This window comes from Streptomyces sp. NPDC041135 (assembly GCF_055592085.1).
In genome coordinates this window covers 1-15,576 of record NZ_JBVIYZ010000049.1, presented here as the reverse complement: position 1 = coordinate 15,576, position 15,576 = coordinate 1, and the positions used below count along the sequence as shown (strand labels likewise).

Annotated in this window: 13 protein-coding genes and 7 pseudogenes; 16 read left to right on the top strand and 4 right to left on the bottom strand. The window is 65.3% G+C overall.

All coding sequences use genetic code 11. The features are described from left to right. The first annotated feature begins 350 nt into the window (after positions 1-350). The 7 genes and pseudogenes from ACZ6CZ_RS36450 to ACZ6CZ_RS36420 all read left to right on the top strand — a co-directional run. On the top strand, positions 351-605 hold the full coding sequence (locus ACZ6CZ_RS36450; protein WP_469030118.1) for a hypothetical protein: 255 nt from the start codon (positions 351-353) through the stop codon (positions 603-605). Then, positions 574-1,100, top strand: a pseudogene (locus ACZ6CZ_RS36445) (DUF6879 family protein). Before ACZ6CZ_RS36450 ends, ACZ6CZ_RS36445 begins: the two are co-directional and overlap by 32 nt. Positions 1,101-1,130: 30 nt before the next feature. Then, positions 1,131-1,981, top strand: a pseudogene (locus ACZ6CZ_RS36440) (helix-turn-helix domain-containing protein). 96 nt (positions 1,982-2,077) lie between these two features. Next, positions 2,078-2,257 (top strand): hypothetical protein, encoded by a 180-nt coding sequence (locus ACZ6CZ_RS36435; RefSeq protein WP_469030116.1) that lies wholly within the window; start codon positions 2,078-2,080, stop codon positions 2,255-2,257. A gap of 5 nt (positions 2,258-2,262) precedes the next feature. After that, on the top strand, positions 2,263-2,643 hold the full coding sequence (locus ACZ6CZ_RS36430) for a restriction endonuclease (protein ID WP_469030123.1): 381 nt from the start codon (positions 2,263-2,265) through the stop codon (positions 2,641-2,643). 177 nt (positions 2,644-2,820) lie between these two features. Next, positions 2,821-3,243, top strand: a pseudogene (locus ACZ6CZ_RS36425) (CRISPR-associated endonuclease Cas1); the annotation flags it as partial. A gap of 183 nt (positions 3,244-3,426) precedes the next feature. Further along, a pseudogene (locus ACZ6CZ_RS36420) lies at positions 3,427-3,619 on the top strand (aminoglycoside phosphotransferase family protein); the annotation flags it as partial. Between the two features lie 245 nt (positions 3,620-3,864). Here the strand turns inward: ACZ6CZ_RS36420 and ACZ6CZ_RS36415 are convergent. Next, positions 3,865-4,665 carry a class I SAM-dependent methyltransferase gene (locus ACZ6CZ_RS36415; RefSeq protein WP_469030114.1) on the bottom strand — a complete coding sequence of 267 codons (801 nt, stop codon included), beginning with the start codon at positions 4,663-4,665 and terminating at the stop codon, positions 3,865-3,867. 120 nt (positions 4,666-4,785) lie between these two features. Between ACZ6CZ_RS36415 and ACZ6CZ_RS36410 the strand changes: the two genes are divergently transcribed. Next, positions 4,786-5,151, top strand: coding sequence for a hypothetical protein (locus ACZ6CZ_RS36410; protein WP_469030125.1), 366 nt, complete (start codon positions 4,786-4,788; stop codon positions 5,149-5,151). Here ACZ6CZ_RS36410 and ACZ6CZ_RS36405 read toward each other — a convergent pair. Both ACZ6CZ_RS36405 and ACZ6CZ_RS36400 read right to left on the bottom strand, forming a co-directional pair. Further along, positions 5,032-5,553, bottom strand: a complete 522-nt coding sequence (locus tag ACZ6CZ_RS36405) for an NACHT N-terminal Helical domain 1-containing protein (protein WP_469030121.1) — start codon at positions 5,551-5,553, stop codon at positions 5,032-5,034. The two genes, ACZ6CZ_RS36410 and ACZ6CZ_RS36405, sit on opposite strands and share 120 nt — an antisense overlap. Positions 5,554-5,983: 430 nt before the next feature. Continuing rightward, the gene (locus ACZ6CZ_RS36400; protein ID WP_469030111.1) at positions 5,984-6,454 is read right to left on the bottom strand and encodes a transposase; all 471 of its coding nucleotides are present in this window, start codon (positions 6,452-6,454) and stop codon (positions 5,984-5,986) included. A 1,032-nt stretch (positions 6,455-7,486) separates the two neighbouring features. Here ACZ6CZ_RS36400 and ACZ6CZ_RS36395 point away from each other — a divergent pair. The 8 genes and pseudogenes from ACZ6CZ_RS36395 to ACZ6CZ_RS36360 all read left to right on the top strand — a co-directional run. Continuing rightward, positions 7,487-7,729 (top strand): annotated as a pseudogene (locus tag ACZ6CZ_RS36395) (dihydroneopterin aldolase); the annotation flags it as partial. 47 nt (positions 7,730-7,776) lie between these two features. Beyond that, a pseudogene (folE, locus tag ACZ6CZ_RS36390) lies at positions 7,777-8,333 on the top strand (GTP cyclohydrolase I). A 351-nt stretch (positions 8,334-8,684) separates the two neighbouring features. Next, positions 8,685-9,797 (top strand): hypothetical protein, encoded by a 1,113-nt coding sequence (locus ACZ6CZ_RS36385; protein ID WP_469030109.1) that lies wholly within the window; start codon positions 8,685-8,687, stop codon positions 9,795-9,797. Further along, positions 9,794-11,032, top strand: a complete 1,239-nt coding sequence (locus tag ACZ6CZ_RS36380; protein ID WP_469030107.1) for an MFS transporter — start codon at positions 9,794-9,796, stop codon at positions 11,030-11,032. The genes ACZ6CZ_RS36385 and ACZ6CZ_RS36380 overlap by 4 nt, the downstream gene beginning before the upstream one ends. Before the next feature lie 278 nt (positions 11,033-11,310). Continuing rightward, a complete protein-coding gene (locus ACZ6CZ_RS36375; RefSeq protein ID WP_469030105.1) occupies positions 11,311-12,699 on the top strand; it encodes an FAD-binding oxidoreductase in 1,389 nt (462 codons plus the stop codon). Between the two features lie 272 nt (positions 12,700-12,971). Beyond that, positions 12,972-13,448 (top strand): annotated as a pseudogene (locus tag ACZ6CZ_RS36370) (helix-turn-helix domain-containing protein); the annotation flags it as partial. Positions 13,449-13,748: 300 nt separating this feature from the next. Continuing rightward, positions 13,749-14,354 (top strand): papain-like cysteine protease family protein, encoded by a 606-nt coding sequence (locus ACZ6CZ_RS36365; protein ID WP_469030102.1) that lies wholly within the window; start codon positions 13,749-13,751, stop codon positions 14,352-14,354. Between the two features lie 12 nt (positions 14,355-14,366). Then, the gene (locus ACZ6CZ_RS36360; RefSeq protein ID WP_469030100.1) at positions 14,367-15,173 is read left to right on the top strand and encodes a hypothetical protein; all 807 of its coding nucleotides are present in this window, start codon (positions 14,367-14,369) and stop codon (positions 15,171-15,173) included. 160 nt (positions 15,174-15,333) lie between these two features. Here ACZ6CZ_RS36360 and ACZ6CZ_RS36355 read toward each other — a convergent pair. Beyond that, a partial coding sequence (locus ACZ6CZ_RS36355) for a transposase (protein ID WP_469030098.1) occupies positions 15,334-15,576 on the bottom strand: 243 nt, incomplete at its 5' end.

The window sequence follows — 15,576 nt, the reverse complement described above, 5'->3', positions numbered from 1 at the left end:
CGGTAACGCCATCCCACCTCCCCATGCCAGTCGAAGTCGTCACATCCGACCAGCACAACGAGCAACCCGGCAAACGTTCCCGGTCACAGCACTAGCCCGGCAAATCGCTCACGAAGAAGAGCAACGCCGCGCCCTGGCCGCCTTCCTGAACGGCTGGGACGCGGCGGGCGGGGGAGCACCGGCGTAGCGCTTGGGCACGCTCCGCTAGGACTGCGCCCGCATACGCGAAGGGAAATCACCCGTCCGGATGACACGGCGGTGGTCCGCCGATCCGCGGTATTGACCGGGCGTGCAGGGCGCGGGACGGCCGTCACGCAACTGCGCGCAACCGGCTCGCTTCGGAGGGGATCATGGCGTTACTTTTCTTCGGCAAGGACCCGAACTCGGGTGAAGGGAACTGCCCGGCGGTGTGGGTGGACACCGACACCGCCCAGGGCCCGGAACTGGTTCTGCAGGGCAAGTTCGCCGACGCGGCGACCCGGGCCGCCTGCAGTCAGGACAGTCCGCCCGCAGACGACGAAGGGATCGTCCGGATCCCGCTCAGCATGGTGGAGCAGATCAGGAAGGCGTGCGATGCCGCAGAGGCTGCCGGCACCCAGCTTTGAGGACCTGCTCGACTCCGCCAACGGCACGCCCTGCACCCGGAGCTCCGCGACGTGTACGCCGTGGGGGAGGAGCGCGAGGTCTTCGAGGCGTTCCTGCGCGACGGGAGCGTGCCCGCGGACGACTCGGCGTGCTGGAGCGGGTGGCTGCCGCTGGTGGAGCGGACCGTCGCCCGCGGGGTGAAGGTCCGCCGGGCCCGGATCGTCTCCGAGGCCGTCACCGACTACATCCGCTTCCAGCACGCCATCACCGACGCCAACCTCCGCGCCGGCGAATAGGTCCGCTGGCTGCCCCGCCGCCGCGCCTCCACCCTCGCCCTGCCCGGCAACGACTTCTGGCTCATCGACGACCAGGTCGTGCGCTGGAACCTGTTCTCCGGTGACGGCGAGGCCATCGAGCCCGACCACACCGACGACCCGCAGGCGGTCAAGCTGTGCATGGAGGCGTTCCGCTCGGTGTGGGATCTGGCCACCGACCACGCCGACTACCGCATCTGACCGACGCACAACCCCAGGGCCACGCACCTCATGACGACCGCCTCCCTCTCGTCCAGCGCTCAGGCGGCCCGCGAGGCGCTCGCCGTCCGGCTCACGCACCTGCGCAAAGACGCCGGCCTCACCGGGAAGGAACTCTCCGCCCGGTGCGGCTGGCACCCCGCGAAGACCACCCGCATCCAGAAGGGCGCAGTGCTGCCCTCGGACGCCGACATCCGCACCTGGTGCGCGGCGTGCGGCGCGGACGACCAGGCCGACGACTTCATCGCCACCGCCCGCGCGGTCGACTCGATGTACATGGAGTGGCGTCGCCTGCACCAGGGCGGCATGCGCCAGGTCCAGGAGGATTGGTACGTCCTGCACGAGCAGTCCCGCCACTGCCGCGTTTACGTCTCCAACCTCCGGCCCGGCTTCCTGCAGACACCGGCGTTCGCCACGGCCCTCATGGAGCAGATCACCCGCTTCCAGGGCACCCCCAACGACATCGCTGAAGCCGTCGCCGCCCGCGTCGCCCGCTCCCGGTTCCTCTACGAGGGCGGCCACCGCTACGTCGTCCTCATGGAAGAGTCCGTCCTGCGCTACCGCACCGCCGACCCCGACGCGATGCGCGGGCAGCTACGCCACCTCCTGGCCGTGATGCCCCTCGCCTCCGTCTCGCTCGGCATCATCCCGTTCACCGTCCAGCGCACGGTTGGCCGCTGGAGGCGTTCTACGTCCACGACGACACCATGGCCGTGGTGGAGACGCTGACGGCGGAGATCAAGGTGACGCAGCCGCGCGAGGTCGCCGACTACGCGCGTACGTTCGCCGGCCTCGCGTCGATGGCCGTCAACGGCGAGACGGCCCGCGCCGGCATCCAGACCGCGATCGACGCCCTGGAGTGAACTTCCGCAATTACTCGCAATCTCGTTGAGAACCGCGTGGCGGCCTCCGTAGCGTCGAATGACACCGACGCAACCCAGCAACGGAGGCGGTGCCCCATGAGCGCACCCACACCCGCCGGACCCACACCCGAACGACGCGGCCTCCAGCCCTCCGCCCTCGGCCGGCCTTCCCCGGCCCTGCTGACCCGCGCCGACCACGGCTACGCCCGCTTCCTCGCCCAGGCCGCCCCGCACGACCGCACCGGCGACCACGACGACGCGGCCAGGCGCCGGTGAGCGACATTTCCACCGTGCTCCACGACCCCCACGGCCTGATCGACGCCGAACTGCCTCTGGACCGCGCCCCGTACGAAGCGCTCGTCACCGCCGTCCTCGCATGGCAGGACCCGAACCTCACGCCCCGCGACTACGAGCAGATCGCCCTCCAGCTCACCGGGCACGCCCGCACGGTCGCCGCCGACGTCCACCGCCACGCCGCCGCCCTGCCGAAGAACGACGGCCGCGGCGCCCTCGCCGACGTTATCCTCCGCGAAGCCGCCGACTCCCTCTCCCAGCCGGTCCAGGGCACCGCCCGCTGCGCTCAGAACCGCGCCCGGCTCGTACGGACCCTGTACGAACGCCTGGACCGCCTTGCGGCCGCGCCCGTCGACCGGGCCGTCTGAACGGCCGCGCACCCGGGCGCGACCACGGACCCGGGCGGGCGGCGCAGCACCCACGGCCAGCCGCTGCCGTTCCTCATTCGGTCGACCGGCGCACCCGAGCGCGCCCGGCCCCCGCCCTGAGCCGCACCTCCAGCAGTGAATGGCGCCGCCGGTGATCTGTGTGTGTGGGAGTGAGCTGAACGTGTCGCTGTCGCCCGCCGTATGTACGACAGGCGTTTCCCTGGCGTAGGCACGACCGGCCTGATCCTTCAGCAGCTCCGCGGCCGCGAGGGCACCCGCATCCGCAAGCTGTATGCCCACCACGCCGAGCGGACAGCAGTGCCCTGGACCAAACGCGACTACAAACCAGGCGACGCCTTCGCCGCTGGTGACGACGTCAACCGGCTCCTGTTAGCCGCGAACTCAGCCCTCTACGGCATCTGCCACGCGACGATCACCGGACTGGGCGCCAGCCTCGCCCTTGGCCTTTTTTACACCGGCAACGCGGTCTCCTTCGTCCTGGACATCGCCGACCTCTACAAGGCCGAGTTCACCATCCCCCTCGCCTTCGACCTCGCCGTGCAGGGTCTCACCTCGGAACGTGACGCGCGTACGGCCCTGATTCACCGGGATGGATACGCTGGGATCACGGGAACGGATGCGGTTGGGGATTAATATCGATACTCCGCAATGGTCGTTCCCTGTAACCGAGAACATGCGGCGTGCTGTACAGGCGTGGCAGCCCATCGATACGACCCGGCTTGACCCCGGCGCCGCCCCTTTCACGAGCGGGACGGCGTGGGTGTAGTGGACGTCTTCGCCGGGGCCGCGGAACTCGACCGAGAACGCGTGCGGCGGTGGGCCCAGTGCCATGCCGTCCAGGCTGCGTTCTGGGGCCGCCGCCACGGCTTTCGTGTCGCCCGCAGCGGACCCACGACTGGACTGGCTCACCGACTTCGCTGACCGCCTGGCGAAGCTCCTTACCGAACACTCGTAGAGCTTGACTGATCGAGCCTCGGTCAACTGGCGCGCTGCGTCAGCGAGTTGTGTGGTTCCCGGTCGGGCTGCCGGGGTAGCGTGTCGACAGCATTCGTGGCGTTCCCTCCGCGCCGCCTGCGGCGGGGCGCCACGCATGCTGTCCCGGAACTGCTGTTCGCCGCAGGCGCTGGGCCTTGGGTCGTTGCCCACCTGACCCAGCCGCTCGTCGGCCTCACTGCTGACCTGGCCCGGCCGGTTGGAGGGTCAGTGACCGGCGCCAGCTTTGACCGCTTTCGTGGCGAAGTAGCCGGAGAGCCAGCCGGCGGTGGCCTCCGAGTGGTGCGGCGCCTCGGCGAAGCCGGTGATGGCGAAGCCCGCCGCGATCTGCCCGCCGAGCTGCTCGGTGAGCGTGTGGCTGTACTCTACCGGCGCGTCGAGGCCCCACAGCCGTTCCCGCTCGGCGGGCTCCAGGTGGGTGAGGTCGCTGTAGGGCAGGCGGTGGCGCACCACCAGCTCGCCGCGCGCCTCCAAGGACTCGGCGTCGAAGAGGTAGACGTCCGGGTTGAGGAAGCCGGACAGCAGCGTCCCGCCGGGGCGCAGCACGCGGTGGCACTCGCGCCAGACCGGCGCCAGCTCAGGGATGAACAGGCTGGAGACCGGGTGGACGACAAGGTCGAACGAGGCGTCCGGGAACGGGCTCAGGTCATGCGCGTCGCCGAGCACGGTGCGTAGGTCGAGCCCCTCCCGCGCCGCGACCATCTCGTCCTGCGCCAGCTGGCGGGGAGAGTTGTCGAAGACGGTCACCTGCGCGCCCGCCGCGGCCAGCACCGGACCCTGCTGGCCGCCGCCGGAGGCGAGGCAGAGCACGTCGCGACCGGCGATCTCGGGCGGGAACCAGGTCGGGTCGACCGGGTCGTACCCGATCAGGACGATGGACCACTGGCCGGCCCGCGCCTTTGCGATCACCTCGGAGCCGACCGGGCGTGACCACTCGTTGCCCTCCTCCACCTCGCGGTCCCAGGCGAGGCGGTTGTGCGCGACGGGGTCGCCGGGAGTCTGGCTCATACGCCGTACCCTAGTTGCGTGTCGTCGGCGGTGGGAGCGACCGTATCCAGCGGGGCCTTCCGCTCGTCGCGGTGACCGGGTTCGCTGTCGCGTAGCCCCGCCAACCCTTCGCGACATGCCATGACCGAGCAGGCCACGCACGCGCAGCAGCTCGTGCCTGTCCACTACCACCAGTACAGGATCAGCGACGAGGACGGCCCCGCCAGCCCCGACCTGCCCCGCCGGCACAACGGCCTGATCGAGGTGGAAGACGGCATCGCCACCGTCCTTACCGGCATCCACACCGGCGACGTCGACGTCACCGTCACCCTCCACACCGACGCACCCCAGCCAGGGGGTACCGAGTGGGAGGAGATCGTCAAAGTCTCACTGCACTCGGCATCGGGCGAACTGACGCGCATGCGTCCCTGCGACGAAGTCCGCATACCGCTCCTCGAAAGCGATCGCGATCCGCCCGGCCGGTCCTGGCACGGGCCGTTCCCGTAACAGCGCTCCGGTCCGCCGAGTGTGCTCCACCGTCGCCCGCGCCGCGAACGTCGGGTGAGCCGTGAGCTGCTCCACCAGATGCGCACAGCACAGCCGAAGCAATTCCCCGTACAGGTCACGGGCGCGCTCCGCCAGGTCTGCCATGGGCCGCCGCAGCTCGTAGGCCAGGCGCCTGGGGTCGAGATCCACCGCGAACAACCGGTCGGCGTCAATTGGGCCCGCGGCGGCGAACGTGTCCTGGACCGCCGCCACTGCCGCCAGTCTCTCGTGCTCCGGCACCGAGGCGTACGCGAACGCGATGCGCTCTCCGAGGACCCGCGCCAGCTTCTCCGGTCCCGCCGGCTTCGGCAGCGGTCGTACCGAATCTGCCACCAGACCTGCCCCTGGCTTCGGCGTCAGCACCGACTTCGCGACCGTCTGGACCACTGTCGACGCCAACCGGATGCCGGCCGTCCGACCCCGGGGCCGCCTGTACGTCCCCGGCGGGCGTCTTTCGAAGCCAGCCGCACTCCGTGCTGGGGCTGCTGTTCGGCGTCGACCGCTCCACCATCACCCGTGCGATCACAGAGACCGTGGGAGACCGTCTACAAGCGCCATCGCCGCTGGTCGGCGGACGGTAACTGGCAGATGCTTCTGTCGAAGGTGCAGGCCGCCGAGGACGCCGTGGGCCGTGTCGACTGGGAGGTGTCCGTGGACTCCACGGCGGTGCGCGCTCACCAGCACGCCGCCGGCGCGAGGAAGGCACCGCCCGCCGCGAGCCCACGCCGGAACGCATCCAGCTCGATGGCCGCTACGGGCAGAACCACCGGCACGTCCGAATGCTCGTTACCGATCACCGCCGTCTGCGCATGCCGTGAGTCACGCATCGGCCCCCCTGATCCCCGCCCCAGCGACGGCCTCCTTGGCCTCGACGGTGACCGTCAGGCCCGATGCGGTCAGGTACGCCGCGGCGACGGCCGCGCCGAACAGCTCGTTGCGCGACCGCCTTCACCGACTGCGAGTCGATGACCGCCGCACTCGGCTCGCAGTCACGGCCCTCGGCATCGCGGACGGCATCGCGCAGCCGGTCATGCAGCTCAGCCACGAGTCCCGCATCCCGCCAGCGGGCGAAGAAGGCATATACCCGCGACCAGGGCGGGAAGTCGGACGGCATCGCCCGCCACTTGATGCCGTTGTCGACGAGGTAGCGCACCGCGTCGATCATCTGCCGATGGCAGTAGCCCTCCGGCCGCCCGCCCCGGCCCGCCAGCCACCCCGGCACCGGCAGCAGATCCCGCACCAGGGCCCACTCGGCATCGCTCATGTCCGAGCCGTACCGCGGCCGGCGATCCGGCCGGTCGGCCGCGTTCCCGAACCTGTGGGCGAGACAGTCACACCCAGGAGTGGACGGACTGGACCCGGCAACCACGACCACGCGACACTTCGACAACAGGGCCTCTTGCTTCTCGCTGGACTCGACAACCGCGAGCTACCAAGAGGCCCTTCCTTCATGCCCGTGCACCCGACAACTCACCCGATCCAGTGCCCTGTTCGAGGCCTGGCCGACCACGCACACGGATAGAGAACAGCCAGTTAGTCATCTGAGTCGGGAGTTCCTTCTATATGTGTAGGTTTGCGGTATGGCTCGTAGGGGGCGGCCGAAGGCCGAGTTGGTGCTGTCGGTGGATGAGCGGGCGGCGCTTGGGGGCTGGGTGAGACTTCTTGACCCCGACGGCTGAGCCTCGCCTCATAGGCCCGGGCTGGCTGATGCGAGCTGAGTAGCCGCTACTCACGTACGCGACTGGAGGACGGCGGAGCGTAGGAGGTGGTCCCCTTCCAGGCAGTGAGTTCAGCTGTAAGCGTCGATAAAGTTGGCCAGGGCAAGGGCCGGTGCCATCGCGAAGCTCGTGGCTGACTCGGAGGGAAGCTCAGGGTGGTCGCGTGCTCGGGGCCTGCAGCCGAATTTCCTGAACCATCACATCGGCATCATCCGTGGTCCCTGCTGGTGGGGGCGCGCAACCAACATCCGAGATCACAAACCGAGCAGGAGCGGTGGGTTAAATGCTGGACCGCATCACTCTGAAGGGCCTCCGCAGCAGAGGCATTCATGGAGTCTTCGAGCATGAGCGTATCGGAGGCCAGGAATCCATCGTGGGTGTAGTCGTCTACCTTGACTCCCGCCTAGTGCTGCGACCGGAAAGGTTCACCGGCTCGGACGCCCGGTGCGGCACCTCGCCGCGTTGTCGCATCACCCGGATAAATCCAGTACGCGGGCGACGCTCCGCCTTGCGATGCACCGCACCGGACGCCGCGAGCTTTCCGGTAAACCTTTCCGGTCACAGCACTAGCAGCCGCGGAAGACGATCTCAATCAGTCGGCGAACACCGCAGTCGTAGCGGAACAAGTTACGGCGGTCATATGCGGAGAGCCGGTCAACCTCATCGAGGTCTTGGCTCATCGTATTGCTGAGCAGTGTCTTATCAACAACGCGGTGGAGGAGGTCGAGGTGACAGTCCACAAGCCGTATGCGCCGATTCCCTTCCTTTTCGAAGATGCATCGGTCACGATTCACTGGTGCCGCGTACCCGAGATGGAGTGACCACACCGTCCGCGAGCTTGCCGCCATAATAGTTCTAAGGATCAACGATGTTCGATTCAGTAACGGTTGAGGCACCCCTCGTCGCTCGATTCAACGACAAGCGGGCTGAAGCTGCTGTCCGGGAACTCGTTATCGCAGTAGGGGAGGATCCGGACCGGGAAGGGCTGGCAGAAACGCCAGCCCGGATAGCCAGGGCTTACAGAGTAATATTTGCAGGCCTGGCCCTGCGGAGGACATCGAGATCACATAGACCTGCGAGCACCACCTGCTGCCATTTTACGGGGTTGCGCATGCGCATGTCGGATACATCCCATCCGCTGACGGCAGAATTACCGGCCTTTCAAAGTTGGCCCGATTGGTTGAGGTGTTCGCTCGCAGACCCCAGGTGCAGGAGCGGCTCACCACTCAGATCGCCGACTCTCTTATGTGCATTCTCCAGCCGCGCGGCGTGATAGTGGTGGCCGAGTGCGAGCGCATGTGCATGTCGGTCCGGGGAGTTCGAAAGCCAGGCTCCCAGACCATTACGTCATCCGTCCGAGGCCAACTCCGGGATAGTGCTACCCGCCAGGAAGCCATAAGTCTCATCATCGGGCGCAGGGCATGATTCAAGGCCCTGATAAGCATACGTATGCCCTTTTCACATGGTGAGGCGGGGTGGTTACATGTCGATGCTGATGCTAATGCAAGGAGGCCCCGGCTGGCGCGGCGACCCTGCCAGCCGACCTAACCGGAGCCCGAAGCGGGCTCGCCATGCCCTGTTCCGTGCGCCCCCCTGCATGACAACTCACTCCTACGTTGAGTGGGAAATCCTCGGAAAGACCGCCCTAGACATAGCACTCGGAACAGGGATTCCAGCCTTCGAAGCGGCCTTCATGAACACATCGAGACATTGGAACGCCTACAACTGTTCACCGACCTTCAGGTTCGGCGGCTCCTATCGGCAAGGAATGGTCACATGGAAGCCGAAGTGCTGATTGACTTGAACACTGCAGTGTTGAACGTCTACGACAAGGCTCTGGCGAGCTACAAGAAGCGCATGCTGGAAAGCAAGCCGATCCTCCTCGCGCTCTTCAACGGAGAGGGTGGCAGCATGATCCTCTACCCTCCCGGCGGCGTACCTAGGGAAGCGCCCCGTGTTCCCGCCGTATACCAGTTCTTCAAGGCAGTCGCGCACGTGCCGATGGGGATCTATTCGGGCTTAAGCATTGACGCACCCAGGTATGAGCGTGCCCGGGAGCTACAGGTGGTCGAGCTCTTTGTAAACGCCTGCGAGGATGCTCACCGACAGGTGCAGCGACTCGCCCCCACACAGGAGGACACGGACGCCATACAGAGGGTGCTGTCACTCAGCCAGGAATTCCTCACCGAAACGCTCAGGGCCACCCGCTCCGACTCCGTCGCCCTACAGGCATATGCACGGGCTTGCGGCCCTGACATCGCCCGGTGCATCGAGAGTGCCGCAGCTATCCAAGTAGCCCACTGGATGGAGGTGCTCGAAAAGTGGCGAGCCGACCTGGGAAACGACTGGCAGCAGCTCCGCGCCGTCACCAACACGCTGTACGTCACACGCCGAGGAAACACCCTCTTCACTGTCCTGGCCCAGTACATGGGCGAGCAGGCGATAGGAGACCGGCTGCTTCTTTTTGAAACCTCCGAGTTCACCACGACGCCGGATACAATGCTGGACCTCCTCGCCCGGGTCGAGGCAGACCGCGAACTCGGCTACACCTTCTTCGCCGACGCCCACCTCATGGATGTCGACATCCTTGCGAACGCAGTGCGGCGTGCTGTCCAGCGTGAAACACACGCGCGCACCATGGCCCCACTCTTGCCAGCCATGGCCCCCTTCGACTCCCATGCATGGCCATGGCCCACTGATCCACTGTCAGGGGGAGGCATCGCTACACTCGACGAGGCCTTATCGCGAATCGCAGCGACTGAGTCCGGCCAACCACCGCTCCAGCGTGAACTCAGCTCGGCCGACAGGCAAGTTGAGGGTAGGTCCGGCCGAGTGCACCGCAGCATCACAGGGATTGGTAGTTCTCACTCCAGCAGCTCAGGCACATGATCAGGGTCGGCCGCGGGATTCTCGCAACAGTCCTTACCAGAGCTGCGTTCCGTTCTCGTGCCAGCCACGCGGCTCCGCCGGATGCGGCGCGGTTGCCCTGGGGTGCGCTGTTGGCAGTGGCAAGCACGATGTTCAGCGTGGTGGTGACCGAGACACTCCCTGCCGGCCTGCTTCCGTCCCTGTCCTTCGGCCTTGCCGTCTCCGAGGGGGCGGCCGGGCAGCTAGTCAGTATCTACGCCGTGGGCACTGTGCTGGCTGCAATTCCCTCAGTGGTCTTAACTCGTGGCGTCCGCCGAAAGCCCCTGCTGCTCATGGCACTTGCGGGTTTCCTCGTCGCAAATACGGTTACCGCGCTGGCTTCCTCGCTCTGGATAGCTATGATCGCCCGCCTGGGAGCCGGGGGGATTGCCGGGTTGTTGTGGAGCATGGTCGCCGGATATGTGCGCAGCATTGTCGCAGCGGGCCTTGGCGGGCGGGCATTGACCGTGGCGTTTGCGGGCACTCCGATAGCACTGGCGGTCGGGACGCCGCTTGGCTCGTGGCTCGGCGATGTCACTGACTGGCGCTGGGCCTTCGGGGTGATGTCGATCATGACAGCTCTCACCCTGGTATGGGCGGTCTGCATACTTCCGAATGTCCCCGCTCAGGGTAGTCAGGCCCGCGCACCGCTGCGTCGCGTTGCGGCCCTCCCGGGTGTCGCCCCGATCATTCTAAGTGCCTTCCTCTGGATGTTCGCCCATAGCGCGATTTATACATACATCGTTGTCTATCTATGCGCCTTTGGTGTGTCCCTCAGCGCGGGGACGGCTTTGTTTCTCTTTGGTGCCGCGGCGGTGGGCGGCCTGCTGGCCACTGGCGCGATCGTGGACCGAAACTTGCGCCGCACTACTCTGGGGGCTCTGCTCGTCTTCATCGTTGGCGCCGTGCTCCTCCTGGTCGGCGGGGCGGCCACCGTCGTGGCAGTGGTCGGACTACTGCTGTGGGGGCTGGGCTTCGGCGGCGCGGCGACCCAGCTGCAGACCGCCCTGGCAGAGGTGGCCGGACCTCAAACTGACACAGCCGTCTCGATCTTCACCACGTCGTTCAACCTGGGCATCTTCGCGGGCGGAGTGGTCGGCGCGCTCCTCATCGACTTCGTGGGATCAGCCACGTTGCCGATAGCTATGGCATCTGGTGGGAGCCTCGCACTGATAGTTCTCGCCCGTCACCGCTCCGCTCTCCCGCGTGGCCGGTGACCACCGAGGCGCGACCTCGCGCCGAGTCCTGCCCGCATCTGTCCCAGCACTTCTCACGGTGGCAACGGCGGTTTGCTCTGAAACACCGTTCGCTTGGACCCGGGGGGCCTGTTCCCTGATTCGTGCCGTTCGGGATGCAGGTCGTGCCATCGGGCACACACCTGGGCGCACCCGCTGCGCCACGAACACCGCGTCGACCGTCGCCGCTGCGCTCCCCGAGGTTGCGGACTCGTGCTTTACTGGGGCGACAACCAGCCGACGCCCGAAGGGATGCGGCTATGGACTCGGACGACGCCAGCGGTGTAGTCACGGGGCTCACCGACCTCAGGGCCGGGTTCGAGGGAGCCCTGATTCTGCCGGCAGATCCCAGGTACGACGAGGCACGGGCCGTCTTCAATGCGGCGATTGACCGCCGGCCTGCCGTCATCGCCCAATGTGTCGGACCACAGGACGTCGCCAGAGCAATCCGGTTCGGGCGTGAGCAGGGGTTAGAGATCGCCGTCCGGGGCGGCGGCCACAGTGTCGCCGGGATGGCGCTCACCGAGGGCGGCATTGTGATCGACCTGCGGCGGATGAACTCGGTGACGGTCGACCCGGCTGCTCGGACAGCACGGGTCGGCGGCGGAACGACCATGACCGATTTCGACCGCGCCGCTCAGCCCTACGGGCTGGCGTGCACGGGTGGCAGGGTCTCCACCACTGGTCTTGGCGGCCTAACCCTCGGCGGCGGGTCGGGGTGGCTCGAGCGAAAGTTCGGACTCACCTGCGACAGTCTGCTGTCGGTCACGCTCGTGACCGCCGACGGCAGCACGCTGCGCGCCGCCGAGGACGAGAACCCGGAGCTCTTCTGGGCGTTGCACGGAGGCGGTGGCAATTTCGGGGTCGTGACCGAGTTTACGTTCCAGCTGCACCCCGTATCGTCGATCACCTTCGCCACACTGCTTTGGGAATCCTCCGCCGGGTTCAACGTCGCCCAGGCCTACCGAGAGTTCATGGCAACCGCCCCCGACGAAATCGGCGGTGCTTTCCGCTTCTGTACGGCGCCACCCGAAGACTTCGTCCCCGAGTCCTTGATTGGTCGCCTCGCCTGCGGAGTCCTGCTCACATACGTCGGAGGAGAGGAAGCCGCTCGGGAGCTGTTCCGGCCGATGTTCGAGCTCGGCCACCGTTGCGCGCTGATGGCCGAGCTGCCGTACGCGGACTTCCAGTGCGCCCTGGACGACCCACCCGACTACCGGATCTACTGGTCCGCGACATATCTGGACGCTCTGCCTGATGAGGTCCTGAGGCGCTTCTGCTCCCGCGCCGAGCAGATGATCACACCGTCGCCGTCCCAGCTGTTCCTGCTCCCCCAGGGGGGAGCCGTCTCCCGAGGCCGAGCGGATCACCCCATCCCATGGCGTACGGCGCCTTGGGTCGTGCCCTCCTATGGAATGTGGGCGGACGCCACTGACGACGAACGCGGTCAGCAGTGGGTGCACGACATGCGGGCCGACCTGAAGCCATGGTCGACCGACGCGGTCTATCTCAATTTCATCGGTCACGAGGGTGAGGAACGCGTCGTGGCGGGTTTCGGCCAGGCCAACTACGAGCGCTTGGCAGCCGTGAAGCGGCGGTACGACCCCGAGAACGTATTCCACCTGAACCATAACATCAAGCCTGAATGACACCACCCAGTACGCAGTGCTGCACTTTCTCGAAACAGGTATATATAGTCACGGAGTTGTCGGGTTGGCAGGCCCCTGACCTGCACCAAGTCCTTGCCGAGTGCCGAGAGAATGGCCTGACCCACCTGATCCTGGACGGCACACTGAGCGTTTTCAGCGGGGCCACTGATCGGGTGACGCCGGTGAGGTCGAGGTGAGGGCCGCAACGCACAAAGCCCCCGTGCCGTTGGGAGAGGTGTTCGAAGTCTCAACCCATCGGCACAGGAGCCCTGTTGGTTCCCTATCCTGCCGCACTCGACCTCCCGCATGCCCTCGTCGAGTGGGTCACGATGCTCATCGTCACCCGTGAGGGTGACCGACGGTGCAAACCCCCGCCGCACCAGCGGGCGCTCGTCGCTCTGGTGTACCTACGCCGCCACGACACCCTCACCCGGATCGCCTCCGGCTTCGGGATATCCGTCGGCACCGCCCACGCGTATGTCGCCGCTGTGACCGGCCTTCTCGCCGAACGGGCCCCGGGCCTGCTCAAGACTCTGCGCGAGCACGATCCGGAGTTCGTCCTGCTGAACGGGACCCTCGCCGAGTGCGACCGCGTCGGCGACAGCCGGGCCGACTACTCGGCCAAGCACCGCCGGCACGGCGTGAACGTCCAGGTCGTCACCGACCCCGCCGGTGAAATCTTGTGGATCTCGCCCACGCTGCCGGGCCGTACCCCCGACCTGACCGCAGCCGGTGCGGGCGGCATTGTTTTGGCTGAGGTCCTTATAGAGCCTGGCGTGCTGGGAACGCAAGATAGGACATTCTTCACCAGCATAAGGGGCGCTTGCGGCATGGTGGAACGAAAATGAGTGAACAATACTCAAGCCGTCAGCACAGTCGGATTCGTAGCTTTAGATGTAGTCTCTTCGGAATTCGAGGTAGTCAGCTTTATTAGGTTGATGGATCACAACAAATTAACCTGCACTAGTGATTGGAAGTCGACTCTCCTACGCCACGACAGAGGCCTGATGGAAATTACCGAATTTTCTCCCCAGGGATAAGTGAATCAGATGAAGAGCTATCGAGTTTTTGCCAGAGCAGGCGCCACGTGTGTTTTGGGCATCGCTATTGCAAGTGCTGGCCAAGGTTCGAGTTGGGCAGCCCCCTTTCCTCCCTCCTCGAGCGCATATCACCGCTACCTTGGAGTAGATGTCCAACGCCAAGAAAAAAGTAACTGGTGTTGGGACGCCTCAGGAAACTCTGTTGCGGCGTACTGGGGCCTTAAGCTCACTCAGCAGGAGTTTTGTCGGCAGGCAAGGAACCTGGCTCCCGGGACGCCCTGTCCAAATGAGGGCGCAGGTTTTGGTGAAATTCGCAACGTCTTGGCGAAAAACAACATAAGGTTCCCTGGTGACACTTGGGGTGCATTGACGATCGATGATCTCAAGTATGAGATTGACCGAAACCGTCCCGTAGTAACTCGAATCGGATGGAAGAGTGGCGGAGGGCATCTAGAAGTAGCGCTGGGCTACAACAAGCAGACAAACACCATTCTCTATGGTGATCCGAACTCGGACAGTCGGTATCACGTCAGAGATTACCAGTATTACACGAGTAACACATCATGGGAATGGACCGCAACAATGGTACACATAAGCAACAAGACGCAACTTTAGGAGGGAATTCAGATGTCAAAATATTATGCAATTCGTCCTGCAATGCCGGTAATTCTAGCAGTCGTCGCAATCAACGCTTGTACTGGTTTTGCCTCCGCTCAAACAGCACCTGACGCTCCGTCTTCTGTCGACATGAAGGAGTCTGCTCTTGCAGCTCATTCATCCAAGGTCGTTGATCATTTGGCAGGGATTCGCTTCCCCGGCAATGAGGCGGCCGCCGTCGACCGGCGTAAGGTAAAGATCGACGATGAACAGATCTCCGTCTATGAGATAACCCCGGAGTTTGTCACCAAGAAAGCATCCGCCCCCGTAGGGCGACTTGCTTATATAGCTACACCAGCCCGAGCTGGGGACGGCAGCGCAGTTACGCTGTCCACAGTGCGTACCCCAACCGGATGGCAAATGGTCGATGTGGCGAGCGGCCGTCAGGAGTTTTCCGCTGCAGCCGCTTTACCGGAAGGAAGTCTTCTCCTCCACGAACCGCAATCTGACGGTTGGTATGCCTGGTCTGACAATGAAATAAAAACGATTGAGGCAAAGGGGGAAAGGTCTGGAGAAGTTCGCACTATTTCCGAATATCAAACCCTAGTTAATAGTCGTTATGCTGACAAGATGCCAGGTTCTTCCTATGACCGTGAGGGGAAGGCGGGGGGGTGGGGTCCAGCATACACAGAAGCCGCTCCCGAGTACTCTTTCTCTGGACTTTCTGCACCTTGGAATGTGGCACTTGCCGGCTTCTTCCTGGCGGCTACGCTTCTTAAGGTAGCGCATTACAGGCGACGCAATAGCGTTTCATCCCGAAGAGGGGGTTCGAAGTAAGGTAGAATCTTATAGCGGTTAACCTCGATGTTCATGGGGGTCCGTCGACGGAGTCGGCGGACCTTTTCTTTTTTCTGAGGCGAGGCGGGCAGGCTGGTGGCCCCACTGTTGCGCCGAATGGGCGCCGGGCTCCACTACTGACCTTGAATGCGTGATGTCGTCATGGTGGCTGGTGCCGGAGGCTGGTGCCGGTGAGGCAGCCGTCGAGGACGTCGGGGCGGTACTGGAGCTGGCGTAGGCCGCGCCGGACGGCGGTGATCAGATCGTCGGGGTCGGCGAAGGCACGATTGGCTGTGGTGGTGCGTCGTAGGACGGACCAGATGCCTTCGACCGGGTTGAGGTCGGGTGCGTAGGGCGGCAGTTGGAAGACGGTGAGCCAGTCGCGGTCGGCGATGTAGCGGCG

Bases quoted from the DNA above. Each gene is read 5' to 3' on its own strand.
- ACZ6CZ_RS36450 (WP_469030118.1), top strand. From the start codon at position 351: ATGGCGTTACTTTTCTTCGGCAAGGACCCGAACTCGGGTGAAGGGAAC.
- ACZ6CZ_RS36435 (WP_469030116.1), top strand. From the start codon at position 2,078: ATGAGCGCACCCACACCCGCCGGACCCACACCCGAACGACGCGGCCTC.
- ACZ6CZ_RS36415 (WP_469030114.1), bottom strand. From the start codon at position 4,665: ATGAGCCAGACTCCCGGCGACCCCGTCGCGCACAACCGCCTCGCCTGG.
- ACZ6CZ_RS36410 (WP_469030125.1), top strand. From the start codon at position 4,786: ATGACCGAGCAGGCCACGCACGCGCAGCAGCTCGTGCCTGTCCACTAC.
- ACZ6CZ_RS36400 (WP_469030111.1), bottom strand. From the start codon at position 6,454: ATGAGCGATGCCGAGTGGGCCCTGGTGCGGGATCTGCTGCCGGTGCCG.
- ACZ6CZ_RS36385 (WP_469030109.1), top strand. From the start codon at position 8,685: ATGGAAGCCGAAGTGCTGATTGACTTGAACACTGCAGTGTTGAACGTC.
- ACZ6CZ_RS36380 (WP_469030107.1), top strand. From the start codon at position 9,794: ATGATCAGGGTCGGCCGCGGGATTCTCGCAACAGTCCTTACCAGAGCT.
- ACZ6CZ_RS36375 (WP_469030105.1), top strand. From the start codon at position 11,311: ATGGACTCGGACGACGCCAGCGGTGTAGTCACGGGGCTCACCGACCTC.
- ACZ6CZ_RS36365 (WP_469030102.1), top strand. From the start codon at position 13,749: ATGAAGAGCTATCGAGTTTTTGCCAGAGCAGGCGCCACGTGTGTTTTG.
- ACZ6CZ_RS36360 (WP_469030100.1), top strand. From the start codon at position 14,367: ATGTCAAAATATTATGCAATTCGTCCTGCAATGCCGGTAATTCTAGCA.